Here is a 25647-nt window from a genome sequence, read left to right as displayed (position 1 = left end):
TTGTAGCGCCACGGCCGCGCGATCACGCATCCGGCACGGCGGTGGCGCGATAGTGCAGCGCTTGTCGAATGCCCTGCAGGTTGCGCGTGTCCAACGAGCCAGTCCACCCCGCGCCAGGCGCCACGCCAGCCGCCCTGGAGCCCGGCAACGCGCCTGGCGCGCCAGGTCATCCCGACAGTCTCGCAGAGCGCCCCGGCAAGCCCAAGGGCGCGCATTTGGTGGTCTATGTCGCGTTGGCCGGCAACCTGGCCATTGCGGTGGCCAAGTTCATCGCCGCCGGGATTTCCGGCAGCTCGGCCATGCTCAGCGAGGGCGTGCATTCGCTGGTGGACACCATCAACGAGGTGCTGCTGCTCTATGGTCTACGTCGCGCTGCGCAGGCACCCACGCCGACGCATCCCTTCGGCTACGGGCGCGAACTGTATTTCTGGAGTTTCATCGTCGCGTTGCTGGTGTTTGCGATGGGTGCCGGCGTGTCGTTATACGAGGGCATCGTGCACCTGCGTCACCCCGAGCCGGCCAAGAGTCATCTCATCGCGTATTGCGTACTCGGCGTTTCGATCGTGTTCGAAGGCATTTCCTGGATCGTGGCACTGCGCGAATTCCGTGCAAAAAAGGGCCGCATGGGCTACTTCGAGGCATTTCGCCAGAGCAAGGACCCCAGCACCTTTACCGTGTTGCTGGAAGACAGCGCCGCATTGATCGGCCTGTTCATGGCCTTGCTCGGCCTGGCCGGCGCGCAGCTGTTGGACATGCCCGAACTCGACGGCGTCGCATCGATCGGCATCGCCGGTGTGCTGGCCTTCACCGCTTTCCTGCTGGCGCGCGAGACCAAGGGGCTGCTGATCGGCGAGCCGGCCCATGCGCACGTCACCGACTCGCTGCTGCGCATTGCCGCCAGCGACCCGGACGTGCGCGCCGCCAACGGCGTGCTGACCATGCAGATGGGCCCCAACCAGGTCGTTGCCGCATTGAGCGCGGAATTCGAAGACAGCCGCAGCACGCCGCAGATCGAAGCCTGCGTGGGGCGCATCGAAGCCGCCGCCAAGCGCCAGCATCCCGAACTCACCGCGTTGTTCGTCAAACCGCAGACACCGGAAACCTGGCGCGCACGTCGCGCGCAGATCGAACGCGGCGCGCAGACCGAGTAGGCAAACAGGTGCACGGCTACGGCCACTACAGGTGCCGCAATGGTCGCGACATCAGCGGCGTTGCCGGTGAGCGGAGTGCCGCGCAATCGCGGTCAACGTCAGGCCGGGGCCGCTGCCGCACGCTCCATCGGGCCGCAGCAGGGTCGGTCCTCACCCCGTAATGCCTGCCGCACGTCTACAGCGATGCACGACGACGGCCAACCTGATCCTCGCCCAACCGCACGTTCCGCAGCGGTTGCATGATCCGGTGCGATTGCCTACGGTGTGGGTGCAGCACCTCTTGGCATCGTGAATCAGCCGATGCACTTCCCCCTCGATCACCCGCATGGAGGTTTCCAATGGAAATCAGCCAGGGTCGCGTTGCGACCATTCACTACACCCTTTCCGACGACAGCGGCCAGGTCCTGGACCGTTCTACTCCCGACACCCCGTTGAGCTATCTGCACGGTGCCGGCAACATCGTGCCCGGCCTGGAGCAGGCGCTGGACGGCCGGCGCGTGGGCGACACGCTCACCGCCGACGTGGCGCCGGAGCAAGGCTACGGCCCGCGCCACGAGCAGTTGATCCAGCACGTTCCGCGCGAGGCCTTCCCCACCGATGTGGACGTGGTCCCGGGCGTGCAGTTCGAAGCCCGCACCCAGCAGGGCCCGGTGCTGGTCACCGTCACCGAGGTCGGCCCGGAACAGGTCACCGTGGATGGCAATCACCCGCTGGCCGGCCAGACCCTGCACTTTGCGGTGGAAGTGGTGGACGTGCGCGAAGCCACCACCGATGAGTTGAATCAGGGCCACGTCGACGACATCGCCGCCTGATCCAGTGCGTCGCGTGCCAGGCGGCGCGCGGCGCATCGGCCGGCGCGCCGCCGCTGCACGCCGGTCTGGACGGCAGCTGCGGCGGCCGTAGTAAAGTGCGCGGCCCGCTTTGAAGGCCTGTCTGCATGAAACTCGGCATCGACTTCGGTACCAGCAACTCCGCCGCCGCCGCGATCGTCGATGGCCAGGTGGAACCAGTGCGCTTCGGCGACGCCCTGCAGTTCCGCACCACGGTGTACTTTCCCGAGACCATGCGCGACCCGGAGGATTTCAACCTCACGCCCGCGCTGGAATACGAGATGGAGCGGCTGATCGACTCCGCGCGCCGCGACGCCACCGCCGCCGGCCGCACGCCGAATCAGGACAGCCTGCGCCGCGAAGCGCTGCGCATCGTGCGTCGCCAATGGATGGAAGAACAGGTGCGCGCGCCACGCAGTTCGGCGGCGCTGCTGCAGAACGCGGTCTACGGCGACGACGCGCTGGATGCGTACTTCCTGGAAGGCGAAGGCAATCTGGTGCAAAGCCCCAAGTCGATGCTGGGCTACAACCTGCACCCGCGTGCCCGCCAGACCATCACCGGCATCGCCACGCACGTGCTGGAGCACATCCGCCTCACTGCCTCGCGCCAGTTCGACGTCACCATCCGCAGTGCCGTGATCGGCCGCCCGGTGCAATTTCGCAGTTCGATCGGCGAAGCCGGCAATGCGCAGGCGCTGGAAATCCTGCAGACCGCGGCCATCGCCGCCGGGTTCGACAGCGTGGACTTTCTTGAAGAACCCGCTGCGGCCGCCATGCACTACCACGTCAGCCACGACGCCCGGCACGACACCGTGGTGGTGGACATCGGCGGCGGCACCACCGATATCGCCCATGCCAGCGTGGGCGGCAGCGCACCACCGCAGGTGCATCGCGCCTGGGGGATCGCGCGCGGCGGCACCGATATCGATCTGGCGCTCAGTCTGGCCGCCTACATGCCGCTGTTCGGCCGCGGCATCACCCGCGTTCCGGCGCACCATTACGTGGAAGCGGCGATGGTGCAGGACATGACCCGGCAACGCGAATTCCGCCTGCACACGTACCGCGACGTCCCTGCCCCGTTCGACACCCGCCTGCAGGCCCTGCAGGACACCGGCAACACCGCGCGCCTGTATCGCGCCGTGGAAGCCTGCAAGATCGCGCTCAGCGAGCTCGACCAGCACCAGGCATCGCTGGAGTTCATCGAACGCGCCCTGCGCGTGGACGTGCAGGCCAGCGCACTGGTTGCGTCCGCCTCGAACTACCTGCAGGAACTGACAGGCCTGCTGGCGCAGGTGCGCGCCGACCTGCCCACGCCTCCGGCCACGCTGTTTCTCACCGGTGGCATGTCGCGTGCCGGCTACATCCGCGACACGGTGGCGGCGGCATTTCCGGAATCGCGCATGGTCCACGGCGATCCGTCCTTCGGCGTAGTGCAGGGCCTGGCCTGGGCTGCAGCGGGTGACGCCCGTCCGTCGGAGCATTAACACAAATCGGTATTTGGCGCCTATAATACGCGGTTGCTGCCTGACGCCCCGCCGTCTTGCCTGCAAGGCACGCCCGCCGTGCCGCCGCGATTGCGCACCGAACGCACTCGCACCTCTCGACACCGCTTCCGCGCGCGCCACCCTTGCCGCATGCGGTGTCCTTGCACTTCCCCGCTACAGGAGGCCACATGGCACGTCCCGCGACCAAGCAGAAATCCCAGCCCAGCATCGCTCGCAGCGAAGGCAAGTCGCAGCCGCTCAGTCGTGAGCGTATCGCTGCCGACATCGCCGCGTTCCGCAAGACCGGCGGCCGGATCGAAGTGCTCACCACCAACTTCGGCCCCGCGCGCAACGATGGCGACAAGATCGGCTGAGCGGCAGACAGGCTGCAATCAGTGCCTGCTGCTGCGCGTGCAGACCGGTAGCTGCCTGCAAGGGTTGCCTTGAAGTGTTGAACGGACGTGCCACCGCAAGGTGGCACGTTTGTTTTCGGCCTTCTGGCGTCATCGGGGCGTACCGACCCGGAGTGCGATTTCAGTGTGATGCCACCGTTCGCCGCGCCGAGCGTCGCAGGCAGGCGCTTTGCCGGCACGGTTGTCCGGCCGTCGCCCTGGGCGGCCAGCGAGAGGATGTCGCCACTGAAGACATCCGCATCGAGCGTCGCTCACATCTTGCGCGGCACGCCGACCGCAGTGCCGGATGAGCATGCATTCATCCCACGCATCTGGTGCGCGCGGGGCGCGCCATTACAATGGCGGCTCTTTTGCTTTCGCATGATGTGATGTCCGCGCCCGACGCCTTGCCCGCAATGATCCGAAGCCTGTTACCGCACTGGAATCCGGAATGGCTGGCGGTTGCGGTGCCCACCATCAACATCGTCCTGATCCTGGCGGTTGCCGCGCTGACGCGGCTGCTGCTGCGACAGCTGCTCCGGCGGCTGTGCGCGCATTACAACGTGCCTGTCGAGATCACGATCGGCATCCGGCGTGTGGGCAGCTTCGTGATCTCGCTCAGTGCCGTCCTGATCTCACTGCATATCCTCGGTGTCTCCACCGGCGTGCTGTGGACCGCCTTCACCAGCTTCGCGGCCGTCGGCGCAGTGGCGTTCTTCGCTGCATGGAGCGTACTGTCGAATATCTTCTGCACCTTCCTGATCATCACCACGCGTCCGTTCCGGCTGCACGATCACATCGAGCTGCTGGAAGGCGGCGACAAGCCCGGCCTGAAAGGCCGCGTGATCGACATCAACGTGATCTACACCACGCTCGAAGAAACCGGCGACCATGCCGGCAGCGTGCTGCAAGTGCCCAACAGCCTGTTTTTCCAGCGCACCACGCGCCGTTGGCGGGAGAGCAGCGGCTTCAACGCCAACTGAGTACAGGAGACGCCGCTGCGCTCCGCACATTCCCGGAGCCTTGCCGCGCGTGCATTGCGTGTCCAGTGCTGTACCGCATCGGCCATTGCACATTGGTCGCCCATCGGTCCAGCTTCAACGCAGCTGGCTGTCCTTGCTGCCGCGACGGTTGAAGCCACTCTGCGCACCTTGCTCCTGGTCATGCGCTTGCTGGCACTGCACGCATAGATGCACGCCAGGCACTGCCTTGCGACGCGCGTCGGGAATCGGCGCATCGCATTCCTCGCAGTGAGTCAGGCTCGGGCCCTGGTGCAGCTGGCTCCGCGCACGCTTGATCGCGTCCTCGACGGTGGCATCGATCTGGTCCTGCACCGCCCCATCACCCGCCCATCCGGTTGCCATGGTCGTCTCGCCTTGCTGGTCAGGCACACACTATGGTCATGGCCACAGGCAAATCCAAGCCAGCCGTGCACAGTGTCCTCAAGCCAGGTGCTCTACCATTCATTCATCCGCACCCGTCATCCGCACTTACGAGGGATTTGCAATGGAACAACCGGTCCATCCCTTTTCCGAACTGTTCGCCCAGCTCGGCTTGCCATCCGATGAAGCCAGCATTCGCACGTTCATCGCCGAGCATTCGCCGTTGCCGGGCGACATGCGCCTGGAAGAAGCGCCTTTCTGGACGCCGGCGCAGGCACAGTTGCTGCGTGAAGAGCGTCTCGACGATGCCGACTGGATCGTGACCATCGATCAATTGAACATCGCGCTGCACACCACAGCGGACGACACCGGCGTCTGACCGCCCGCCCTGTGACGGTCGAGCCCGGCAGTGATCATTGCAGCTGAGTTTCGCCCCAAAAAAAAAGAGCGGCCAATGGCCGCTCTTTGCGTGACTGCAGCCGACGGCACATGGCGTCCGGCTGCGGGTTGCGCGTCAGGTCACCTTCTTGGCAATCGTCATGCCCAGCACAAACAGCACGATGGCAATGATGATGCCGGCCCAGAACAGGAACTTGGCAATTCCCATCGCAGCGCCTGCCATCCCGCCGAAACCGAGCGCACCGGCAATCAGTCCGATGATGGCGAAAATAATGGCCCACTTGATCATGTTGTCGTCTCCTAATCCGGCACAGCGCCGTTGTTCGATCGTGTGCTTGCGACGCGTCGCCGCAAAACATGCGCTGCACGCTACCGATTCCGGCGTGCCGCATTCGTGAATACACATGACACACGCTGCCACATTGCTGCATTGCGCAGCGTCGGTGGGCCGCAGATGCCGGGGCGCGCAGATCGTCATTGACCGCGCGTTGACGTGGCCAGAGCGCTGCCATGTGAATCGCCGCGCGTGACCGCAGCACTATCGCAACCGTCATGCCGGCGACATCCTTTGCCCGGCGCACGCCCGCGTTGCCGGGCGACACCCGTTGCCATCCGACGCGTTTAGAGAGCTGCGCGCTATAGTCCAATGACACGGATTAGCCAGCGTCCTCCGCATGCGCGATCATGGAGCTCTCGCAGCCTGCATTGGCCATGGACACTCTTCGTTATCTCGCCGGTTATCCGCCCGCCGTCCTGGATCAGGTGCGCGCGCTGATAGCGCAGGACAAGCTTGCCGCCGTGCTGGCGCGACGGTACCCCGACCGGCACACGGTCCGCACCGATCGTCATCTGTACGACTACGTCAAGGCAATGAAGGAGCGCTACATGCGCTCGTCGCCCACCTTGCACAAGGCCGTGTACGACAATCATCTGCAGGTGGTGAAGCACGCGCTGGGCACCCACACCGCCATCTCGCGCGTGCACGGCGGGCGGCTCAAGGCCAGCCGTGAGATCCGCATCGCCTCGGTATTCCGCGACGCGCCCGAACCCTTCCTGCAGATGATCGTGGCCCACGAATTGGCGCACCTGAAGGAGGCCGATCACAACAAGGCCTTCTATCAACTGTGCAATCACATGACATCGGACTATCACCAACTGGAGTTCGACCTGCGCCTGTATCTGACCCAGCTGGCGCTGGAAGCCGGCGGCTGATCGCGCCGTGTCGGGTGTGGGCTTAGGATGCAGGCATGCCTGCATCCTCTCTCGCACAGCTCACCCTCGCTGCACATAGCCGGCAGCCGGCGGCCATGAATGCCTTGGCGCAGGCACTGGTCCGCGCCGGCCAGCCAGAGCAAGCCCTGGCCTGGTACGCACGCGGTGCCGCCGCAGGCGATGTCACCGCCCGGATCGAGGCCGGTCGCCTGCTGGCCTACGGCATCGGCTGCGCAGTGGATCTGCGGCAGGCGCTGACGCATTGGGAAGCCGCCGAGCGCCAGGGCGCCGCACAAGCGGGGTACCTGTTGGCCACGTGTGCCGTCACCAACGATCCGCTTGCGCTGGAGCCGCAGGCGGTCGCACGCCTGCACGCCGCCGCTGCGGCCGGCTACCCGCCCGCCCTGCGTGCCCTGGCCGTGCTCCACGGCCGCATCGATCATCCGCACCAGCAGCAGCGCTGCGTCAGCCTGCTGGAGCGCGCAGCGGCGGCCGGCGATGCGCCTGCGGCCGCCCTGCTGGCCGAGCGACTGCTGCGTGGCGAGGGCGTCCCGGCCCAGCCGGAGGCCGCCGCACGCCTGCTGCAACAGCTGCAGCAGGTCGGCCTCGCGGCACTGCCGGCCGTGCACGTTGTGCCCTCCGACCCTGCCGACGACAGCAGCCCCGAGCGCATCTGCTTCACCCCGCGCGCGATGCCGACGCGCCGTCATGCCGCCCCGCTGATCGAAGAGCATGCGGCCGTGCTGTCCGCCGACGAGTGCCGCTTGCTGATCCTGCTGGCGCAGCCGCACCTGCGTGCCTCCCAGGTCGTCGACCCCGATGATGCGCTGACGCACCGCACGCCGATCCGCACCAGCCGCGGCGCCACGCTGGACCCGGTGCTGGAAGACTTCGCCGCCCGCGTGGCGCAGGCACGCCTGGCGGCCTGCGCGCAGCTGCCCCTGACCCACGCCGAGCCGCTGTCGGTGCTGTGTTATGCACCAGGCGAGCATTATCGCGCGCATCGCGACTATCTCCCGGCGGCCAGGGTCGCGGCAGATCCCCAGCGGCTGGCAATCGCCTGCGCACCGTCTGCGTGTATCTCAATGCGGTCGAGGCAGGTGGCCAGACCGATTTCCCGGTTGCCGGCGTCAGCGTGCAACCGCGCGCCGGTTCGGTGGTGTGCTTCGACAACCTGCACGCCGACGGCCGCCCCGATCCCGATTCGCTGCATGCCGGCCTGCCTGTCGTGGCCGGCACCAAGTGGCTGGGGACGCTGTGGATGCGGCAGCAGCGCTATCGGGATTGGTGAACAGATTCATGCACGCCCCCCTGCCGACGTGGTTTAAAATGTTGCAGCGCGACGTGATCGGACAGGGTCTGCAGACGTCGCGTTTTTTGTTTCCCATCGCTCGGGTCCACGCCCGGCCTCAGGGAAGGCACATCACGCAGCCCCGCGGAGCCTTCGATGCTTTTCGAAACCCTCGATACCACCGGCCACGAGCAGGTGATCTTCTGCCACAACCGCGACGCCGGTCTGAAAGCCATCATTGCCCTGCACAGTACGCAGCTGGGCCCGGCCCTGGGCGGCGTGCGCATGCGCCCCTATCCCAATAGCGAGGCGGCGCTCACGGATGCATTGCGGCTCAGCCGCACCATGACCTACAAGAACGCGCTGGCCGGCCTGAACGTGGGCGGCGGCAAGGCGGTGATCATCGGCGACCCCAAGACCGACAAGAGCGAGGCGCTGTTTCGCGCCTTCGGCCGGTTTGTCGACACCTTGGGCGGGCGCTACATCACCTCCGAGGACGTCGGCACCGACGTCAACGACATGGAGCAGATCTACCTGGAGAGCGAGTACGTCACCGGCGTGCATCAGGTGCATCGCGGCTCCGGCGACCCGGCACCGTTCACCGCCTATGGCGCACTGCAGGCACTGATGGCCTCGCTCAATCGCAAGCTCGGCCATGAGGAAGTGGGCAAGGCCAGCATCGCGATCCAGGGCCTGGGCCACATCGGCATGGAGCTGGTGAAGCTGCTCAAGGAACGCGGCGCCAAACTCTATGTGGCCGATCTGAATCAGGCGCTGGTGGATCGCGCGGTAGCCGAATATGGCGCCGAGGCCGTGCGCCCGGACGAAATTCACCAGGTGTCCGCCGATGTGTTCGCCCCTTGCGCGCTGGAAAGCGCAATCAACGAAGACACGTTGCCGCAGCTCAAGGCCAAGATCATCTGCGGCACCGCGAACAATCAGCTGGCCAGCGCGGCCATCGGCCAGGAGCTGCACAGGCGCGGCATCCTGTATGCACCGGATTATGTGGTCAATGCCGGCGGCGTCATGAATGTGTCGCTGGAAATCGATGGCTACAACCGCGAACGCGCCATGCGGCTGATCCGCAGCATTTATCACAACCTGGAAAAGGTCTTCGACCTGTCGGCCCAGCTGGACGTGTCGCCGCAGCAGGCGGCCGATCAGATGGCCGAAACGCGCATCGAGGCCATCAGCAAACTCAAACTGCCGCTGGGCCGCACCGCACCGCGCTTCCTGCACAAATTACGCGGCGAATAAGAGCATCTGGCGCGCGGGCCGCGCCTGACGGTCTGCGCGCGTCCGCGATCGCCGCCACGCACACGGCGCCCGGGCATTGCACCCGGGCGCCGCAGACACCGATCAGAAATCGGCGCTGTACTTCAGGCTCAACGCGCGGTCGTCGCCACGTTCGCCCACCCGCTGGTCGTAGCCGAAACGCAGCTGGCCCTGGTGCCCCAACGGCGCGGAGGCGGCAAGCCCGAACACAGCGCCCGAGCGTGCCGGCTGCATGCCGCGCAAGGGGGCCCATGCCTCGACGCCATTGAAGCTGGCATCCAGCATCAGCCCCTGGCTGCTCAAGGCCTGCTGCCACTCGGCGTAACCGCCCAGCTGGAGGCCGCGCCAGCGGTAGGCAGAGCGCAGGCCAGCCAGCATCTGGGTGCGCGATGAGGTGCTTGCATCGGCCCGCAGGCCGAAACCATCGCCGCCACTTTCGCGAAAGCCTTCGCTGCGCAAGTGCACGTAGTCCAGGCCCATGTAAGGCGTCAACGACGCCGCTGCGTGGCCCAGGCGATAGCCGGCTTCCAGATTGCCGCTGAGATAGCTGGCGCTGTAATCGCTGAAGGCGCTGCTGCGTTCTTCGCCCAGTTGCAGGCTGCGTTCGATCTGCCGGTCGACGTTGCCGACGCCCAGCTGGCCCAGCGTGTACGCCGGCCCCAGTGTCGTCCCCCAATAGAGCTGCGCCTGCACCTGCCGGTCGCGGCCGCGTGCAGCATCCAGATCACCGAGGCTATTGGAACGCGTTTCGCCAAACGCAAACCCGGCCACGGCGCCTGATGACAGACGCAGGTCGTTGCCCATCATCCAGCCGGAGGTGGCAAATCCTGACGTGGTCACTCCGCCCTCGCCCGGCCCGCCCAGCGCACGCTGCCAGGTGCCCAGCATGCGCGGTTGCTGCGACAGACCATCGAAGTGCGATGCCAGGGCGCGCCGCCCAAGATCGATGGTGTCGAAGGTCATCGCCGCAGACGCCGCATGCGCATGCCCGGACAGACTCCTCAGCGAATCGGCTGCCGCCTTTGCATCGGGTGCCTGCTGCAACGCCGCCGCAGCGCGAATGAAGCCGCTGCTGATGCCAGCGCTGCCCTGCAACTGCTGCGCGTCCACTTTCTGGAAAGCCTGCTCCACGCGGATGGCGGCGTCCATCGACGCGGTGCCGATCGCACCCAGCGATGCGGCAACCGCGGTGACATCCATGCGTTGCAGCGACACGAATGCGGTGTTGGCGTCGTAGCTGCGCGTGGCCGTCAGGAACGTCACTGCCGGCCCGCCGCTGACCGTGTCGAAGGTACCCTGCAAGCCATTGGTCGCCTGCAGGACCGCGTAGGTCGTATTGTCGGCCACGTAAGCACGCCGGCCGAGCAGTTGCAGATCGCCGGCGATGGTCGCGGTGCCGGTCACGTTCAAGCGGTCGCCCACGTTCACGGCCAGACGGCCGTTGCTGGCCTGCGTGTAGTTGCCGTCGACTGTCAGCACCGCACTGTTCACCTGCACGGTGCCTGCGTTGGCGAGCGTGCCGCCGATGCGGCCGGCGCCAATCAACGTGGCGCCATTGGCAACACCGACGCGCGCACTTTGCAGACTGGCGGTTTGCAGGGTGCCCCCCAGCACCTGGGTGTCGCCGGTGTAGGTATTGGCCGTACTGCCCAGCACCAAGGTGCCGGTACCGCGCTTGGTCAGGCCGCCAGCGCCACTGATGTCGTTGGCCCAGGTGGACCGCAGCGTGTTGACCGTGACATCGACCGTGCCCCAGTCGAAACGCGCCGGCCCAAGCACGGCCTTGCCCACGTTGAGCAGGCCGTAACCGAATACCGGATCGGCACCCGCAGCGCCCAGATCGGTGGCCGTGCCCAACAAGGTCTGCCGCACCAGATCGTTGGTGAAGTACGGGAACGCCTGCCACACCAATGCCGCTGCGCCCGATACCAGCGGTGCGGCAAACGAGGTTCCGCTACCGTAGAAATAGCTGACATTGCCGGCGGTGGCGTCGGGATCGATGAACAGCGAGGTGCCCGGTGCGACCAGGCAATACCGCATCGCCACGCCACAGGCATTGGAATACGACGCCAGCTGGGTGGGATTGGCGGTGTCCAGCGCGCCGACCACCAGCCAGCCCCGCTCCAGATCCGCCGCCGGCAGCGTCCCGTTGGGACCCACCTGACTGGGCAACGCTGCGGTATCGGAGGGCTGGGATCGCGACTCGTTCCCCGAGGCAAACACCACCAGACCATCGTTGCCGATCACGAAGGAGCGGTATTCCTGCGCGACCTGATTGGTGACCGCTGGATTGTTCCAATACAGACCGCCCCACGAATTATTCATGATGCGCACGCCGGCACCGATCAGATCGGTGTGCACCGGTGCCAGGCCGAGCGGCCCATCGAGCTCGTTGCCTTTGCCACTGCCATCGTCCACCGGCGCGCGGTCGTTGATGATGCGCGCCGAGACCAGGCCGGCCCCCGGAGCGATGCCGCCGGGCCACTGGCCAACCGCGCGCCCGGCCGCAAGCTCGGCCACTACCGTGCCATGGCCCGCCACGTCGCCGAGCGCGACGTTGTTGGTCCGTGGGTCGACGTAGATGAAGCTGTCGCTCACGCGCCCCTGCAGGGCCGGATGATTGGCGTTGATGCCGCTATCGACCACGCCGATGCGGTAGCCGGCGCCGGTAAAGCCCAACGCCTGCGCAGCGCGCGTGTTGGTCAACGCCAGGTGCGCGTCGATCGCAGGCTCCGGTGTCGGTGCAGTCACCGGCGGCGGTGGCGGTGGCGGCGACGTAGGTGGTGGCGGTGGTGGCGGCGAGGTCGGTGGCGGTGCGCTGGGGGTGGTGGGACGAATCCCGCCACCGCCACCGCCGCCGCCACAGGCGGTCAACGCCACAGCCAACGCCGAGGCCAGGACGGTCCTGGCGACGTCTCTCTTCTTCATTGCGTATGTTCTCCCCGAACCCATTCCATGGATGGGCCCCATCCCGGGCCCTGACCGCATCATATACCCCATGGCCGCGCCGCCGTCGCCGCACTTCAGCTTGCTGGCGCGAATCAGCCGCGAGGCAGATAATCGTTTCACTTTAAACGGTATCCGCTCATGTCCGACATCGTCATCGTTGCTGCCAAACGCACTGCCATCGGCTCGTTTCTCGGTCAATTCAATGGTGTGCCGGCACCCACGCTCGCCGCCGCCGCCATCGAAGCGGCGCTCGCGCAATCGCAGATCGCGCCGGCCGATGTGTCCGAAGTCATCGTTGGCTGCGTGCTGCCGGCCAATCTCGGCCAGGCGCCTGCGCGGCAGGCCGCGATCGCCGCCGGCATCCCTACGTCCACCGGTGCCACCACCATCAACAAGGTGTGCGGCTCGGGCATGAAGGCGATCATGTTCGGACACGACCTGATCAAGGCCGGTTCGGCCAGCATCGTGGTGGCCGGTGGCATGGAGTCGATGAGCAACGCGCCGCACCTGCTGCCCAACTCGCGCACCGGCAACCGCTACGGCAACTTCCAGGCGGTGGATCACATGGCCTGGGACGGCTTGACCAACCCGTACGACGGTCAGGCCATGGGCGTGTTCGGTGAGGCCACGGCGGAAAAGTTCGGCTTCAGCCGCGCCGATCAGGACGCCTTCGCCATCGCCTCGGTGGAACGCGCGCAGGCGGCGCAGCGCAGCGGCGCATTCGCCGATGAAATCGTTCCGTTTACGGTGACCACGCGCAAGGGCGCGGTGGTCGTCGACAGCGACGAGCAGCCGGGCAAGTCCGACGTGGCCAAGATCCCGACCCTGAAGCCGGCCTTCAAGAAGGACGGCACCGTCACCGCCGCCAGTTCCTCGAGCATTTCCGATGGCGCGGCGATCACCGTGCTGATGCGCGCGGACGATGCCCAACAGCGTGGCGTGACGCCGCTGGCGCGCATCGTCGGCCACGTCACCCACTCTCAGGCACCGGAGTGGTTCACCACCGCGCCGGTGTCGGCGATCCAGTCGTTGGTCGGCAAGATCGGCTGGCAACTGGACGACGTGGACCTGTTTGAAATCAACGAAGCCTTTGCCGTGGTGCCGATGGTGCCGATCAAGGAACTGGGCATCGCGCACGACAAGGTCAACGTGCACGGTGGTGCCTGCGCGCTGGGGCATCCCATCGGCGCTTCCGGTGCGCGGCTGGTAGTGACATTGGTGAACGCGTTGCGCACGCGCGGCGGCAAGCGCGGAATCGCGACGCTGTGCATCGGTGGCGGCGAGGCGACCGCTATCGCTATCGAATTGATTTAATTGGTATTAACGTCGATTTTGCAAAGCTGAATGCGCGTGAGCTTGACACTCGTCTTGTGGCCGTCATCATGTCGGGGGCGCGCAATAGCGCGTTGCCTAATCTAACGACGAGGATTGAAACAATGACCATCAACAAGCTGCTGATCGCAATGGCGCTGGGCCTGGCCCTGACCGCTTGCTCGAAGCCGGAACAGGCTCAGGACGCTGCTGCTTCGGCTAACGAAGCTGCTGCCGACGCTCAGACCGCTGCCGACCAGGCTGCTGCCTCGGGCTCGCAGTCGGCTGACGCCGCTCAGGCTGCTGCCAACACCGCCGCTGCTTCGGCCGACACCGCTGCTGACGCTGCCCAGTCCGCTTCCGGCGCCGCCACCGACGCTGCTGCTGAGCAGGCTGCCGACGCTGCCAAGACGGCTGAAAACACCGCCGAAGCTGCTAAGGACACCGCTGAAGAAGCCAAGAAGTAATCACTTCTTGACTCCAAGCGAGTTCGGAAAAAGCCGCTGGTTTCCAGCGGCTTTTTCTTTGCCCGCGATTTGCCGGGCAACGCGTCGGCTTCCACTCGCGACGGCCTGGAGGCCGCACTCCCGGCCCTGTCGTCCGGCGACGCGGGCATGGGCCGCACCTTGACGCAGGCTGCATCGAGCCCTGCATAAGCTCCGCTCTCCAACACCGGAACAGGAACAGGACCACCTCATGAAGACGATCCGCATGCTGTCGTTGAGCGCCATTGCCGCCCTCACCCTTGCTGCCTGTCAGGGCCCCGATGCGGAGCAGGCGCGCCGCGACGCTGCCTCTGCCGCAAAGCATGCCGCAGCCGCCACCGAACAGGCCGCCGACCGCGCCGCAGTGCAGGCCAAGGCCGCTACCGCCGACGCCCGCGTGGCCGCACGCGAGCTGGCCGCCGATGCCAGCCGTGCAACTGCCAATGCCGCAGACGCAACCGCCGACAAGACCCGCGAGATGGCCAACAAGGCCGAGCAGAACGCCGACAAGCACGACGCCGAGCATCCGCAGCACTAAGACCGCGAGCAATTGTCAGGTGGGCGTTGCCGGCGCGCACAGAACATCCGTGTACATGGGGTAGCTACCGCGTTCGCGCACCGGCCGCACCCGCCTGACCACTGCGCAGTGGATTCGTCAGCGGCCCCAAGCCGCATTTGTCCCCTGCGCTCACCGCCCCCGGTGGGCGCAGGATGCGCCACGCTCGGCACACGCACGCCGCGGACACCGCACAACACCAGGCATGCGGACACGCAGCTTCCCGCGGTCTGCCACTGTGAACACGGCACATCGCGTCGCCTGCATGCCTTCACTTTCGTGCCGGCGCGCACGTCTTGGGCCGCAATTGGCCTCGTGTTGTCGAGGCTGGCAGGCTAGCATCCCGCATGCCCTCCTTTTTTACCTCGCGCCGCCGCAACCAGCTGGCGCTGATCTTCTCTGCACTGATCTTCATCGTGATCGGCGTCGGCATCTTTGTCGGTGCCCGGCGTTCGCTGGCCGACGCGGCGCTGGTCTCGCACACCCATGAAGTGATCGGCCGGGTCGACGAGATCCAGGCACGCCTGCTGGATGCAGAATCTGCGCAGCGCGGCTTCCTGCTCACTGGCAACGATGCCTACCTGCTGGACTATCAGACCAGCGTCGAGCGCCTGCCGATCCTGCTCGGCAACCTGCGCCGGCTGATCGCCGACAACCCGTCGCAGGAGCAGCACCTGACCCAGCTGCAGGCGTTGGTGGAGGCGCGGCTGCGGCAGATCCAGCAGGTGCTCGATGTCTATGCGCAGGGCGGCCTGGAGCCGGCACGTGCGAGCATCCGCCAGAGCGCGTTCCGCACCACCAGCGCCATCCGCGAGCAGGCGCTGACGATGGTGCAGCGCGAGCAGGAGCTGCTTGCGCAACGTGCCGAAAGCAGCCGGCAGAGCGCGACCCTGTTGCTGGTGCTGGCGTTGGCCGGCATTCCGTTCGGCCTGGCGGTGGTCGGCACCGTCTATGCGGTGCTGATGCGCGAATTGCGCCATCGCGCGCAGGCCGAGCGCCTGGCGGCGCAAGCCAATCGCGAACTGGGCGACAGTGTCGGCGCGCTGCAGCGCAGCACCGCCGATCTCAACCTGCTGAGCCGTTACACCGGGCTGCTGCAGAGCTGCATCAGTGCAGAAGAAGCCTTGGTGGTCACCAGCCGCACGCTGGCCAGCCTGTTGCCGGGCGTTGCCGGCAGCGTGTATCTGCTGCGTGCCTCGCAGGATCGAGCCGAGGCGATCAGTCACTGGGGCGAACCGCTCGTGCAGAGTGCACCGCATCTGCTGCCGGAAGAATGCTGGGCGCTGCGCCGCGGCCAGCCGCATGTCATCGACGACCTTGCCCGCGATGCGTTGTGTGCGCACATCGAGGAGCCGGGTGGCCAGACGCCGATCACCACCGCGTGCCTGCCGATGTCGGCGCAGGGCACCCAGCTGGGCTTCCTGTTTCTGTCCTCGCCCGGTCCGGGCCCGATGCCGCGCCTGGAGATCGCCGAGGCTGCGGCCGAGCAGTTGTCGCTGGCGCTGAGCAACCTGCGCCTGCGCGAATCGCTGCGCCGGCAGTCGATCCGCGATGCGCTGACCGGGCTGTACAACCGCCGCTATCTGGAAGAATCGCTCAGTCATGAGTTGGCCCGCTGCGCGCGACGCGGGCTGCCGCTGTCGGTGCTGATGCTGGACGTGGACCACTTCAAGCAGTTCAACGACAGCCAGGGGCATGCCGGCGGCGACCTGCTGCTGGCTGCGGTGGGCGAGCTGCTGCTGACCCGTCTGCGCGCCGAAGACGTGGCCTGCCGCTACGGTGGCGAAGAATTCACCGTGATCCTGCCCGAGGCCGATGGCGAGGAAGCCATGCGCGTGGCCGAGCAGATCCGCGCGCAGATCGCGGCGTTGGCGGTCACCGATGGGCAACGCGCGTTGCCGCGCGTCACCGCGTCCATCGGTGTGGCCAGTTTCCCGGTCGACGGCGAACTGGGCGCCAGCCTGATCCAGAAGGCGGACGCGGCCCTGTATGCCGCCAAGCATCGCGGACGCAACCGGGTCGAGCGTCATGGCGCCGGAGCGAGCAGGCCGGATTGACCCACAGGGCCAGGGTGGCGCGCTGTCGGTCTCGGATTGCGCGCTCTGTCACACAAAAGATCGATTGACGCAGCGATAGTCGGCCCAGACCCCCGAAGCGAGGCAGTCCGATGTCGATGTGGCGCGATCAAGGTCCCAACAAGAAAGACGGTGCTCCCGCAGCCCCGGAGGCGCCTGCCGCCGATGGCCGGCTGTTCAATGCCGACCCCGGCCCCACCCCGCCGGTGCCGGCCGCTGCGCCATCGCAGCGTCAGGGCGAAGCCAAGGAATCGCTGATCGCCGCCGACATCAGCATCGAAGGCAAGATCGAGGGCGCCGGTCACGTGCGTCTGGCCGGCCGCTTCAAGGGCGACGTCAACGTCAAGGGCGATCTCACCATCGAACGCGGCGCCAAGCTCACGGGAGGCGTGCGCGCCAACAAGGTCATCATCGCCGGCGAGCTGGAAGGCAATATCGAGTCCGCCGCGCAGGTGGAACTGCAGACGTCCGGCGTGCTGGTCGGCGACGTCAAGGCCGGCAACCTCACTGTCGCCTCGGGCGCACGCATGCGTGGCCAGGCCGACTTCGGCTGGGGCGAAGACGCCGGCAGCAAGCCGGCAGCCGCCGCCAAGGCCAGCGTGGGCGGCGACAGCACCGACGCCACATGAGCGCACCGCGCCCGGGCACGCCCGGCGCCACGCGCAGCTGTCCGCATTGCAAGGCCACGATCCTGGAAAGCGCGATCATCTGCCCTGCCTGCAAACACCACCTGCGCTTCGACTCGGCGGCTGCACAGCACGCGCAGCCGGCGCCGATCGTGCCGTTGAAGGTCGACGGCACCATCCGCCACCCCGCCGACGGCGATCCGTGGGAATACACCGTGGTCGTGGTGGTGCGTAACGGCAAGGGCGAGGAGATCCGCCGCCACGTGGTCGACGTGGGCGCAATGCAGGGCGGCGAGGAGCGCGGGTTCACGCTCGCCGTGGAGGCAATGGCGGTGCGCGCACCCGGGCGGCGTACGCGGCATTGACGGGCTGCTTGCGGTAGCGCGTCGCAATCGCCGGCACGCCACCGGCCATGGCGACTGCGCGTTGGCAACGCAGGCGCGGCATCGCATCCGGTCCGCAGCCACCCGCCACGTGCACCGACATCGCGCCAGTGCCGGCCCTGCGGTTGGCAGTGCGACCACGTCTTGTTGCCCAGCCGATGCAGCCATTTCCATTCTCAGGATCTGCACACCGGCTTGGCCAGAGTTGCCGCATGCGCAACGGCAACGACGACACGAACCCACGCGGTGATCTGGTGGTACTTGGCCCGGAGGGGCTGTATTGCCCACAGGGCGACTTCCATATCGATCCCTGGCGCCCGGTGCCGCGTGCGGTGATCACCCATGGCCACGGCGATCACGCCCGTGGCGGCATGGGCGAATACCACTGCACCCGCGAAAGCCTGCCGATCCTGCAATGGCGGCTTGGCGAACAGGTCTATCACCCGCATGCCAATGGTGAGGCGTTTACGCTGGGGCGTGCGCGCGTGTCGCTGCATCCGGCCGGCCATGTGCTGGGGTCGGCGCAGGTGCGCATCGAAGTGGACGGTGAAGTCTGGGTGGCCTCGGGCGATTACAAGCGCCAGCACGATCCTACCTGCGCGCCGTTCGAAGTGGTGCCCTGCGACACCTTCATCACCGAGGCAACGTTCGGCTTGCCGGTGTATCGCTGGCCCGACACCGCCGATGTGGCGGCCGATATCGTGGCCTGGCGACGCGAGTGCGCCGAACGTGGCGAGGCTGCCATCCTGTATTGCTACGCACTCGGCAAGGCGCAGCGCGTGCTGGCCGAGCTGCGCGCCTGGGACACCCAGCCCGCATTGCTGCACGGCGCGATTGCGGCCGGCGTAGCGGTGTACCGCCAGGCCGGGATCGCGATGCTGGACACGCAACCGGTCAGCGAACATGCGCGCGGCGCGGACTATGCCGGGCAATTGGTGCTGGCACCGCCGTCGGCGGCCGGCAGCTCCTGGATCCGCCGCTTCCGCCACGCGCAACAAGGATTCGCATCGGGCTGGATGCGCATCCGTGGCAATCGCAGGCGACGCAATTACGATCGCGGCTTCGTGGTCTCCGATCATGCCGACTGGCCGGACCTGCTGCGGACCATCGAAGACACCGGCGCACGCCGCGTGATCGCCACCCACGGCAACACCGATGCGCTGATCCAGCACCTGCGCGAGCGCGGCGTTGCGGCCGAAGCCTTCCGCACCGATTTTGGAGCCGAGGAATGAACCCCTTGCCCGCACGCCGGTACGCACGCGCGCGTGTGCGCATTCGCCTGAGCGGCGCACTTGCGTTTGGCCGGCATGCGCTGGCATTTCGTGTGTGCCGCAGCATGCCGGCGGCGGTCATCGGCCCGCCGCGTCCGCAACGTCGCCCACGCACGCTGGCCGCATTCACGCGACGCGCGCTGGAACTGCGCGCGGCCGACAGACAGGCCACGGCAGAGGCAATGCCGTGAAGCGTTTTGCCGCGCTGTACCGCACCCTGGACCGCAGCACCGGCACGCTGGACAAGCGTGCGGCGTTGGTCGCCTATTTTCGCGATGCCGCGCCGCTGGACGCGGCCTGGGCACTGTATCTGCTGGCCGGCGGCAAGGTGGCCAGTACGCGCATGCGCATTGCCAGCAGCGGCGAATTACGCGAATGGATCACCGACACCGCCGGCATCGCCGACTGGCTGGTGGCCGACAGCTACGACCATGTCGGCGACCTGGCTGAAACGCTGGCCCTGTTGCTGGACGACCCGGACACCGAAGCGGCCGACCTGCCGCTGGCGGAATGGATCGAACACCGGCTGTTGCCGATCGCCAATCAGGACGTCGCCGTGCGCAAGGCGTGCATCGTGCAGGCCTGGCGCAGCCTGGCCTTCGACGAGCGGCTGGTGTTCAACAAGCTGCTCACCGGCGCGTTGCGGGTCGGCGTGTCGCAGCGGCTCGTGCAGCAGGCGCTGGCCGAGCTGTCAGGCGTGGACATCGCGCGCATCGCACAGCGCATGCTCGGCAGTTGGCGCCCGCATCCGACCTACCTGGCCGATCTGCTGACCAGCGAAGAACTGCCCGGCGATCGTCAGCAGCCCTACCCGTTCTTTCTTGCGTCGCCGCTCGAAGCGGCCGTCGATACGCTAGGACCCATCCAAGACTGGCTGCTGGAATGGAAGTGGGACGGCATCCGGCTGCAACTGATCCGGCGCGCCGGCGAAGCGGCGCTGTGGTCGCGCGGCGAAGAGCGCCTGGACGGGCGCTTTCCGGAGATCGAACGCGCGGCGATGCAGTTGCCCGACGGCACCGTCATCGATGGCGAGCTATTGGCCTGGAAACCGGAGCAGCCCTTGCCGATGCCGTTCACTGCCTTGCAGACGCGCATCCAACGACTCAAACCCGGCCCCAAGACGCTAACCGACGCACCGGCGCGCGTGGTCGCCTACGACCTGCTCGAACTGGACGGCGAGGACCTGCGCGAGCGCCCGCTGCAGGAGCGACGCGCACTGCTGGACGGCGTGCTTGCCACACTCGCCGACCCGCGCATCGTCGCCTCGCCGCTGGTGCAGGTGAGCGATTGGCAGGCCGCCGCGCAGGTGCGCGTGGAAGCGCGCGAACGCGGCGTGGAAGGGCTGATGCTCAAGCGCGCCAACTCGGTGTATCAGGCCGGGCGCCGACGTGGCGACTGGTGGAAGTGGAAGATCGACCCGCTGACCATCGATGCGGTGTTGTTGTACGCGCAAGCCGGCCACGGCCGGCGCAGCACGCTGTATACCGACTACACCTTCGGGCTGTGGCATGAGGGACAACTGGTGCCGATCGCCAAGGCCTATTCGGGCCTGGACGACAAGGAAATCCTGCAGCTGGATCGCTGGATTCGTGCTAACACCACCGAACGGTTCGGGCCGGTGCGCGCGGTCACCGCGCATCATGTGTTCGAGCTGGGGTTTGAAGCGGTGAATCGCAGCGCACGGCACAAATCCGGTATCGCGGTGCGCTTCCCGCGCATCCTGCGCTGGCGGCAGGACAAGCCGATGTCCGAGGCCGACCACCTGAGCAGCCTGCAGGCCCTGGCGCGGTGACGGCGGCGCAGCAGGCACGCGGCACGCCATTGCAGCAGTGGCGCGACTGGTTCGCGCAGCGCGGCTGGGCGCCGTTGCCGTTTCAACGCGATGTGTGGAAGCGCTATCTCGATGGCGAGTCCGGCTTGCTGCACACGCCCACCGGCAGCGGCAAGACCCTGGCGGCGTTCGGCGGGCCATTGCTGGACGCATTGGCTACGCGCGGGCGCAAGTTACCGCTTAAACAAGGCAAATCTGCTGCACCTGCGCGGCGCCAGCAGCAACGCAATCTGCAGGTGCTGTGGATCACGCCGTTGCGTGCACTGGCCGCCGACACCGCGCGCGCATTGCGCGAACCGGTGGAAGCACTGGAGCTGGACTGGCAGGTGGGACTGCGCACCGGCGATGCCAGCGCGCGCGACAAGCGGCTGGCACGCAGCGGCAAGCTCGACGTGCTGGTCACCACGCCCGAATCGCTGGCCTTGCTGCTGTCGTATCCGGACACCGCGCCGCAGCTGTCGGCGCTGCGCTGCGTGATCGTCGACGAGTGGCACGAGCTGCTCGGCAACAAGCGCGGCGTGCTGCTGCAACTGTGTCTGGCGCGCTTGCGCGGATGGACGCCGCACCTGCGCATCTGGGGGCTGTCGGCAACGCTGGGCAATCTGTCGCAGGCGCGCGATGTGCTGCTGCCGCACCTGCCCGATGCAGCGCTGGTATCGGGCGTCAAACCGCGCACGATGACCTTGGAAACGCTGCTACCGGAAAGTGGCGAGCGGTTCCCATGGGCGGGCCATCTTGGTCTGGCACAACTGGCGCGCGTGCTGCAAAAGATCATGCAGCAGCGCACCAGCCTGGTGTTTACCAATACCCGCGCGCAGGCCGAGTTGTGGCACCAGGCCTTGAGCGCGGTGTGGCCCGAAGACCTGGCCACGCTCGCGCTGCATCACGGCTCGCTGGATCCATCGCTACGCGCGGCCGCCGAGCGCGGCCTGGCCGATGGCAGCCTGCGTTGCGTGGTAGCCACCTCCAGCCTGGATCTGGGCGTGGATTTTCCGGCGGTCGATCAGGTGTTGCAGGTCGGTAGCCCCAAAGGCATCGCGCGCCTTCTGCAGCGCGCCGGGCGCGCACGCCATCGCCCAGGCGAATCCGGCCACGTGGTGTGCGTGCCCTCGCATGCGCTGGAACTGGTGGAATACGCCGCCGCCCGACGCGCGCTCACCCACGGCCATATCGAAGCACGGCCGCCACCGCGCTTGTCGCTGGATGTGCTGGCGCAACACTGCGTCACCCTCGCCCTGGGCGGCGGCTTCCAGGCCGATGCGTTATTCGAGGAAGTGCGCGGCACCGATGCATTCGCTGCGCTGGAAAGACCCACCTGGAATGCGGTGCTCGACTTCATCGTGCAAGGTGGCAGCGCACTGGCGCACTACCCGGATTTCCACAAGGTGGTGCGCGACGACGACGGCGTGTACCGCGTGATCGACCGGCGCGTCGCGCTGCGGCATCGGCTGTCCATCGGCACGATCACCAGCGATGGCAGCGTGCGCGTGCAGTTCCTGCGCGGCGGGCGGCTGGGCGCGGTGGAAGAACAGTTCGTCGGCCGTCTGCGCCGCGGCGACCGCTTCCAGTTTGCCGGCCGCCTGCTGGAGCTGGTGCGGCTGGAAGACATGACCGCCTACGTGCGCGTGGCCAAGGGCGGCAGCGGCGTGGTGCCCAAATGGATGGGCGGACGCATGCCGCTGTCGTCGGCACTGGGGCGCGAAGTGGAAGCGGTGTTTGCCGACCCCGGCGACGCACCGGAGATGCAGGCATTGGCGCCGTTACTGCAGCTGCAGGCCTCGCTCTCTTCGCTGCCGGGGCCGGACCATCTGCTGGTGGAAAGCATCAAGGCCCGCGATGGCCGGCATGTATTCGTGTACCCGTTCGCCGGCCGGCAGGTCAACGAAGGGCTGGCCGCGTTGCTGGCGGCGCGCTGGGGCCGGCGTCAGCGCAATACGTTTAGCTTTGCCGCCAACGATTACGGCTTTGTGCTGTCGCCGGCGCAGGAGGTCGAGATCGATGCCGATGTGCTGCAGAGCTTGTTGTCGCCGGTAGCGCTGTTCGACGATCTGCGCGACAGCCTCAACCTGGGCGAGCTGGCACGCCGGCAGTTCCGCGAGATCGCGCGCGTGGCCGGGTTGTTGTCGCCCTCGTTGCCTGGGCGTGCGCCGCGCAGCCTGCGTCAGCTGCAGGCCTCCAGCGGCTTGCTGTACGACGTGTTGCAGCGCTTCGACCCGGATCACCTGTTGCTGGCACAGGCCGAGCGCGAGGTGTTCGAAGGACAACTGGAAGTCGCCCGGCTTGCGCATGCCCTGGAAGATTGCGCCCGCCGCGAATTGCGCCTGCGCAAGCCGCGCAGCCTCACCCCGTTGTCGTTTCCGCTATGGGCCGAACGCGTGCGTGGGCAGTTGAGTACCGAAGACTGGAAGGCGCGCGTGTTGCGCGCTGCCGAACAACTGGAGCGCAAGCATGGGCGATAGCGTGCAGCTGCAGCTGGCCGGCGAAACCGTGGAATTGCTCGGCGAACGCGCCTTGTACCGCCCGACGCAGCGCGCGCTGTTGATCGCCGACCTGCACCTGGGCAAGGCCGACGTCTTCCGGCGTGCCGGCATCGGCTTGCCGGCCGGCGGCACCGCACACGATCTGGAGCGGCTGGATGGGTTGCTCGCCCAGCGCCAGGTCGATGCGCTGTGGATCCTGGGCGACCTGCTGCACGGCCCGGCACCGCGCGCCGCCTGGCATCGGCGCTGGAGCGCATGGCGCGAGCACCATTGCGCGTTGCGGGTGATCGCCATCCGCGGCAATCACGACCGCGCACTGGCCGGTGCCGGGTTGCAGATCGAAGCGGCCGGCGAACAGGTCGAAGATGGCCCGTTCGTGCTGCGCCACGACCCGTTGCCGCACCCCACCGGCCATGTGCTGTGCGGGCATCTGCATCCACTGGCCAAGCTGCCGGGGCTGTCGCGACGTTGGCCCGCCTTCTGGTTGCGCGAGCGCGTGACCATCCTGCCGGCGTTCTCGCAGTTCACCGCAGGCATCGTGCCGACGCTCACCGAAGGCGAGCGCCTGGTCGCCTGTGTGGAAGGCGATGCGATGGCACTGCCGGTGCGTTAGCCAGCGCCGCGAATACGCCGGCCGACGCTACGACGCTGCGGCCACTTCTGCCTTGTCGTCGGCCGCCTGCGCCACCGGTTGCGACAACGCCTCCACGAATTCCGGCGCCAACGCCAACTTGCCGAACCAGCCATGCTGGGTGCCGCTGAGCACGCGCAACATGTGCCCGCGCCCGCCCGGCACACGTCCCATCGGGCGCAGCAGCAGATCGCGGCCCTGTGCCCAGAGATCGCGTTCTGACTGGAACAACGGCGTCAGCCAGCGGCTCCAGCGGTGATAGATCGCCACATGCGCCTGGCGTTCGCGTTGATACCGCTGCAGCGCCTCGTCCAGATCGCTGCCCGCACGCAATGCATCGCGCATGGCCAGCGCGTCGAGCAGGGCCATGTTCACGCCCTGCCCGAGCTGCGGGCTCATCGCATGCGCCGCATCGCCGGCAAGCACGAAGCGGCCGCGATGCCAGCGCGACACCACCGCATCGCGATAGCTCGCTCGCGCCAGTGCGCCATGCACCTGCACCGTGGCAAGCCGCGCGTGCGCTTCCGGCCACATCTGCGCCACCTCATCGCGCCAGGCGGCCATGCCGCGTTGTTCCCAGGCAACGAAATCGCTGCACGGCAGGCTCCAGAAAAAACTCAGCCGCGGGGTGTCATCGCCCGGACGTGTGCCCACCGGCAGCAGGCCGATCATTTTGCGCGCGCCGATATAGCGCTGGCGCAATTCGTCCACGAACGGCCAGTCGTCGCGCGGCAACAGGCACCACAGCGCGCCCCATGGATACACCCGATCCAGCCGGGTTCCCTGCGCCTGCGCGCGCAAGGTGGACGCCGAGCCATCGGCGGCGATGATCAGATCGAAAGGGCCGTGCCATTGCCCGCGTTGATCCTGCACGCGCGCCCCGTCGTGGTCGATGGCGGTGATCTGCGTATCCACATGCAGTTGCGCGTGCTGTGGCCAGGCCTCGCGCAGCAGCGTAAACAAGGCGCCGCGCTGCATGCCCACACCCATCAGGCGCGTATCCAGATCACGGTACTGCATGTCCATCACTGCGCGCCCGCAAGGCGTGTCGCCGTACAAGCGGCGCACCGGTGCGCCATGCGCAAGCGCCTGCGGCAGCAAACCCATGTTCCAGAGCACCTGCAGGCCGCTGGGCTGCAGCAAGAAGCCTGCGCCCACCGGGCCGGGCGCGGCGGCGCGCTCGAACACCTCCAGTTGATGCCCATCGGCCCCCAGCAACACTGCCAGCGCCTGCCCCGCGGTTCCGTAGCCAACCACCGCAATCCGTAATGTTCGTTGCATCGTCCCTGCTCTGTTTCGTTGTTGCTGCCCACGCACGACGGCGCAAAAAAAAACCCCGCCGTGGCGGGGTTCTTCAACCGCACAATCGAGTCAGATTACTCGACCGGCGTGATGTTCGAAGCCTGGGCACCCTTGGGGCCCTGGGTCACGTCATAACTGACGCGCTGGCCTTCCTGCAGGCTGCGGAAGCCCTTGGAATTGATCGCGGAGAAGTGCGCGAAGACATCGGCGCTGCCGTCCTCCGGTGAGATGAAGCCAAATCCCTTGGCGTCGTTGAACCACTTGACGGTACCGTTCGGCATGGTGATGCGAGACCTTTGCAATAATTAATGGGTGGTGTACGGCGGTGCGT

The 25647-nt window shown here is 67.1% G+C and carries 23 protein-coding genes and 2 pseudogenes; 20 read left to right on the top strand and 5 right to left on the bottom strand.

The window, feature by feature from the left end:
• Positions 1 to 188: 188 nt before the first annotated feature.
• The 5 genes and pseudogenes from ABQZ09_RS01850 to ABQZ09_RS01830 form a co-directional block, all read left to right on the top strand.
• Positions 189 to 1151, top strand: a pseudogene (locus ABQZ09_RS01850) (cation diffusion facilitator family transporter); the annotation flags it as partial.
• Between the two features lie 338 nt (positions 1152 to 1489).
• Positions 1490 to 1963, top strand: coding sequence for an FKBP-type peptidyl-prolyl cis-trans isomerase (locus ABQZ09_RS01845; RefSeq protein WP_047693718.1), 474 nt, complete (start codon positions 1490 to 1492; stop codon positions 1961 to 1963).
• Positions 1964 to 2088: 125 nt separating this feature from the next.
• On the top strand, positions 2089 to 3465 hold the full coding sequence (locus ABQZ09_RS01840) for an Hsp70 family protein (RefSeq protein WP_349775957.1): 1377 nt from the start codon (positions 2089 to 2091) through the stop codon (positions 3463 to 3465).
• A gap of 188 nt (positions 3466 to 3653) precedes the next feature.
• Positions 3654 to 3839, top strand: coding sequence for a hypothetical protein (locus ABQZ09_RS01835; RefSeq protein ID WP_029221706.1), 186 nt, complete (start codon positions 3654 to 3656; stop codon positions 3837 to 3839).
• Positions 3840 to 4246: 407 nt separating this feature from the next.
• A complete protein-coding gene (locus tag ABQZ09_RS01830) occupies positions 4247 to 4840 on the top strand; it encodes a mechanosensitive ion channel family protein (RefSeq protein ID WP_039406540.1) in 594 nt (197 codons plus the stop codon).
• A gap of 114 nt (positions 4841 to 4954) precedes the next feature.
• On the opposite strand, the gene ABQZ09_RS01825 is transcribed toward ABQZ09_RS01830, so the two are convergent.
• Positions 4955 to 5221: a DksA/TraR family C4-type zinc finger protein gene (locus ABQZ09_RS01825; RefSeq protein ID WP_184386902.1), complete on the bottom strand. Its 267-nt coding sequence runs from the start codon at positions 5219 to 5221 to the stop codon at positions 4955 to 4957.
• A 142-nt stretch (positions 5222 to 5363) separates the two neighbouring features.
• Here ABQZ09_RS01825 and ABQZ09_RS01820 point away from each other — a divergent pair, with 142 nt between their 5' ends.
• Complete coding sequence (locus tag ABQZ09_RS01820) at positions 5364 to 5618, top strand: DUF2789 domain-containing protein (RefSeq protein ID WP_047693727.1); 255 nt, start codon at positions 5364 to 5366, stop codon at positions 5616 to 5618.
• 135 nt (positions 5619 to 5753) lie between these two features.
• On the opposite strand, the gene ABQZ09_RS01815 is transcribed toward ABQZ09_RS01820, so the two are convergent.
• Positions 5754 to 5927: a DUF1328 domain-containing protein gene (locus ABQZ09_RS01815; protein WP_003489471.1), complete on the bottom strand. Its 174-nt coding sequence runs from the start codon at positions 5925 to 5927 to the stop codon at positions 5754 to 5756.
• Positions 5928 to 6349: 422 nt separating this feature from the next.
• Between ABQZ09_RS01815 and ABQZ09_RS01810 the strand changes: the two genes are divergently transcribed.
• From ABQZ09_RS01810 to ABQZ09_RS01800, 3 genes and pseudogenes are all read left to right on the top strand, one after another.
• Positions 6350 to 6850, top strand: coding sequence for a M48 family metallopeptidase (locus tag ABQZ09_RS01810; RefSeq protein WP_081419382.1), 501 nt, complete (start codon positions 6350 to 6352; stop codon positions 6848 to 6850).
• A gap of 35 nt (positions 6851 to 6885) precedes the next feature.
• Positions 6886 to 8141 (top strand): annotated as a pseudogene (locus ABQZ09_RS01805) (2OG-Fe(II) oxygenase).
• A 156-nt stretch (positions 8142 to 8297) separates the two neighbouring features.
• The gene (locus ABQZ09_RS01800; protein WP_349775956.1) at positions 8298 to 9398 is read left to right on the top strand and encodes a Glu/Leu/Phe/Val dehydrogenase dimerization domain-containing protein; all 1101 of its coding nucleotides are present in this window, start codon (positions 8298 to 8300) and stop codon (positions 9396 to 9398) included.
• A gap of 102 nt (positions 9399 to 9500) precedes the next feature.
• On the opposite strand, the gene ABQZ09_RS01795 is transcribed toward ABQZ09_RS01800, so the two are convergent.
• Positions 9501 to 12344, bottom strand: a complete 2844-nt coding sequence (locus ABQZ09_RS01795) for a S8 family serine peptidase (protein WP_349775955.1) — start codon at positions 12342 to 12344, stop codon at positions 9501 to 9503.
• A 159-nt stretch (positions 12345 to 12503) separates the two neighbouring features.
• Between ABQZ09_RS01795 and ABQZ09_RS01790 the strand changes: the two genes are divergently transcribed.
• From ABQZ09_RS01790 to pdeM, 11 genes are all read left to right on the top strand, one after another.
• A complete protein-coding gene (locus ABQZ09_RS01790; protein WP_039406584.1) occupies positions 12504 to 13679 on the top strand; it encodes a thiolase family protein in 1176 nt (391 codons plus the stop codon).
• Between the two features lie 122 nt (positions 13680 to 13801).
• Positions 13802 to 14143, top strand: coding sequence for a hypothetical protein (locus ABQZ09_RS01785; protein ID WP_039406586.1), 342 nt, complete (start codon positions 13802 to 13804; stop codon positions 14141 to 14143).
• Positions 14144 to 14372: 229 nt separating this feature from the next.
• A complete protein-coding gene (locus ABQZ09_RS01780; protein WP_047694353.1) occupies positions 14373 to 14699 on the top strand; it encodes an XAC1346 family secretion chaperone in 327 nt (108 codons plus the stop codon).
• A gap of 365 nt (positions 14700 to 15064) precedes the next feature.
• Positions 15065 to 16774, top strand: a complete 1710-nt coding sequence (locus ABQZ09_RS01775) for a diguanylate cyclase (protein WP_184552341.1) — start codon at positions 15065 to 15067, stop codon at positions 16772 to 16774.
• A gap of 110 nt (positions 16775 to 16884) precedes the next feature.
• Positions 16885 to 17421, top strand: coding sequence for a bactofilin family protein (locus ABQZ09_RS01770; RefSeq protein WP_184552343.1), 537 nt, complete (start codon positions 16885 to 16887; stop codon positions 17419 to 17421).
• On the top strand, positions 17418 to 17783 hold the full coding sequence (locus ABQZ09_RS01765) for a hypothetical protein (RefSeq protein WP_104581054.1): 366 nt from the start codon (positions 17418 to 17420) through the stop codon (positions 17781 to 17783). The genes ABQZ09_RS01770 and ABQZ09_RS01765 overlap by 4 nt, the downstream gene beginning before the upstream one ends.
• Positions 17784 to 18013: 230 nt before the next feature.
• Positions 18014 to 19033 (top strand): ligase-associated DNA damage response exonuclease, encoded by a 1020-nt coding sequence (locus ABQZ09_RS01760; protein WP_039406600.1) that lies wholly within the window; start codon positions 18014 to 18016, stop codon positions 19031 to 19033.
• Entirely contained in the window at positions 19030 to 19263 is a 234-nt protein-coding gene (locus ABQZ09_RS01755; protein WP_184552345.1) for a hypothetical protein, read from the top strand. Before ABQZ09_RS01760 ends, ABQZ09_RS01755 begins: the two co-directional genes overlap by 4 nt.
• Complete coding sequence (locus ABQZ09_RS01750) at positions 19260 to 20864, top strand: ATP-dependent DNA ligase (RefSeq protein WP_349775954.1); 1605 nt, start codon at positions 19260 to 19262, stop codon at positions 20862 to 20864. The genes ABQZ09_RS01755 and ABQZ09_RS01750 overlap by 4 nt, the downstream gene beginning before the upstream one ends.
• Positions 20861 to 23362: a ligase-associated DNA damage response DEXH box helicase gene (locus ABQZ09_RS01745; RefSeq protein ID WP_184552349.1), complete on the top strand. Its 2502-nt coding sequence runs from the start codon at positions 20861 to 20863 to the stop codon at positions 23360 to 23362. Before ABQZ09_RS01750 ends, ABQZ09_RS01745 begins: the two co-directional genes overlap by 4 nt.
• Positions 23352 to 23996: a ligase-associated DNA damage response endonuclease PdeM gene (gene pdeM, locus ABQZ09_RS01740; RefSeq protein ID WP_228313727.1), complete on the top strand. Its 645-nt coding sequence runs from the start codon at positions 23352 to 23354 to the stop codon at positions 23994 to 23996. The genes ABQZ09_RS01745 and pdeM overlap by 11 nt, the downstream gene beginning before the upstream one ends.
• 27 nt (positions 23997 to 24023) lie before the next feature.
• Here the strand turns inward: pdeM and ABQZ09_RS01735 are convergent, their stop codons facing one another.
• Together ABQZ09_RS01735 and cspE are read right to left on the bottom strand one after the other, a co-directional pair.
• Positions 24024 to 25295 (bottom strand): FAD-dependent oxidoreductase, encoded by a 1272-nt coding sequence (locus ABQZ09_RS01735; RefSeq protein WP_184552352.1) that lies wholly within the window; start codon positions 25293 to 25295, stop codon positions 24024 to 24026.
• 95 nt (positions 25296 to 25390) lie between these two features.
• Entirely contained in the window at positions 25391 to 25597 is a 207-nt protein-coding gene (gene cspE, locus ABQZ09_RS01730; protein ID WP_003488188.1) for a transcription antiterminator/RNA stability regulator CspE, read from the bottom strand.
• Positions 25598 to 25647 lie beyond the last annotated feature (50 nt).

This window comes from Xanthomonas sp. WHRI 6106 (assembly GCF_040202405.1).
Lineage (GTDB): Bacteria > Pseudomonadota > Gammaproteobacteria > Xanthomonadales > Xanthomonadaceae > Xanthomonas > Xanthomonas cannabis.
Note: the sequence above shows the minus strand (reverse complement) of the source record. Positions and strands in the feature narration are given on the sequence as shown.

Excerpts from the sequence above, each read along its gene's own strand:
- ABQZ09_RS01845 (WP_047693718.1), top strand. The coding sequence starts at position 1,490 with ATGGAAATCAGCCAGGGTCGCGTTGCGACCATTCACTACACCCTTTCC.
- ABQZ09_RS01840 (WP_349775957.1), top strand. The coding sequence starts at position 2,089 with ATGAAACTCGGCATCGACTTCGGTACCAGCAACTCCGCCGCCGCCGCG.
- ABQZ09_RS01835 (WP_029221706.1), top strand. The coding sequence starts at position 3,654 with ATGGCACGTCCCGCGACCAAGCAGAAATCCCAGCCCAGCATCGCTCGC.
- ABQZ09_RS01830 (WP_039406540.1), top strand. The coding sequence starts at position 4,247 with ATGTCCGCGCCCGACGCCTTGCCCGCAATGATCCGAAGCCTGTTACCG.
- ABQZ09_RS01825 (WP_184386902.1), bottom strand. The coding sequence starts at position 5,221 with ATGGCAACCGGATGGGCGGGTGATGGGGCGGTGCAGGACCAGATCGAT.
- ABQZ09_RS01820 (WP_047693727.1), top strand. The coding sequence starts at position 5,364 with ATGGAACAACCGGTCCATCCCTTTTCCGAACTGTTCGCCCAGCTCGGC.
- ABQZ09_RS01815 (WP_003489471.1), bottom strand. The coding sequence starts at position 5,927 with ATGATCAAGTGGGCCATTATTTTCGCCATCATCGGACTGATTGCCGGT.
- ABQZ09_RS01810 (WP_081419382.1), top strand. The coding sequence starts at position 6,350 with ATGGACACTCTTCGTTATCTCGCCGGTTATCCGCCCGCCGTCCTGGAT.
- ABQZ09_RS01800 (WP_349775956.1), top strand. The coding sequence starts at position 8,298 with ATGCTTTTCGAAACCCTCGATACCACCGGCCACGAGCAGGTGATCTTC.
- ABQZ09_RS01795 (WP_349775955.1), bottom strand. The coding sequence starts at position 12,344 with ATGAAGAAGAGAGACGTCGCCAGGACCGTCCTGGCCTCGGCGTTGGCT.
- ABQZ09_RS01790 (WP_039406584.1), top strand. The coding sequence starts at position 12,504 with ATGTCCGACATCGTCATCGTTGCTGCCAAACGCACTGCCATCGGCTCG.
- ABQZ09_RS01785 (WP_039406586.1), top strand. The coding sequence starts at position 13,802 with ATGACCATCAACAAGCTGCTGATCGCAATGGCGCTGGGCCTGGCCCTG.
- ABQZ09_RS01780 (WP_047694353.1), top strand. The coding sequence starts at position 14,373 with ATGAAGACGATCCGCATGCTGTCGTTGAGCGCCATTGCCGCCCTCACC.
- ABQZ09_RS01775 (WP_184552341.1), top strand. The coding sequence starts at position 15,065 with ATGCCCTCCTTTTTTACCTCGCGCCGCCGCAACCAGCTGGCGCTGATC.
- ABQZ09_RS01770 (WP_184552343.1), top strand. The coding sequence starts at position 16,885 with ATGTCGATGTGGCGCGATCAAGGTCCCAACAAGAAAGACGGTGCTCCC.
- ABQZ09_RS01765 (WP_104581054.1), top strand. The coding sequence starts at position 17,418 with ATGAGCGCACCGCGCCCGGGCACGCCCGGCGCCACGCGCAGCTGTCCG.
- ABQZ09_RS01760 (WP_039406600.1), top strand. The coding sequence starts at position 18,014 with ATGCGCAACGGCAACGACGACACGAACCCACGCGGTGATCTGGTGGTA.
- ABQZ09_RS01755 (WP_184552345.1), top strand. The coding sequence starts at position 19,030 with ATGAACCCCTTGCCCGCACGCCGGTACGCACGCGCGCGTGTGCGCATT.
- pdeM (WP_228313727.1), top strand. The coding sequence starts at position 23,352 with ATGGGCGATAGCGTGCAGCTGCAGCTGGCCGGCGAAACCGTGGAATTG.
- ABQZ09_RS01735 (WP_184552352.1), bottom strand. The coding sequence starts at position 25,295 with ATGCAACGAACATTACGGATTGCGGTGGTTGGCTACGGAACCGCGGGG.
- cspE (WP_003488188.1), bottom strand. The coding sequence starts at position 25,597 with ATGCCGAACGGTACCGTCAAGTGGTTCAACGACGCCAAGGGATTTGGC.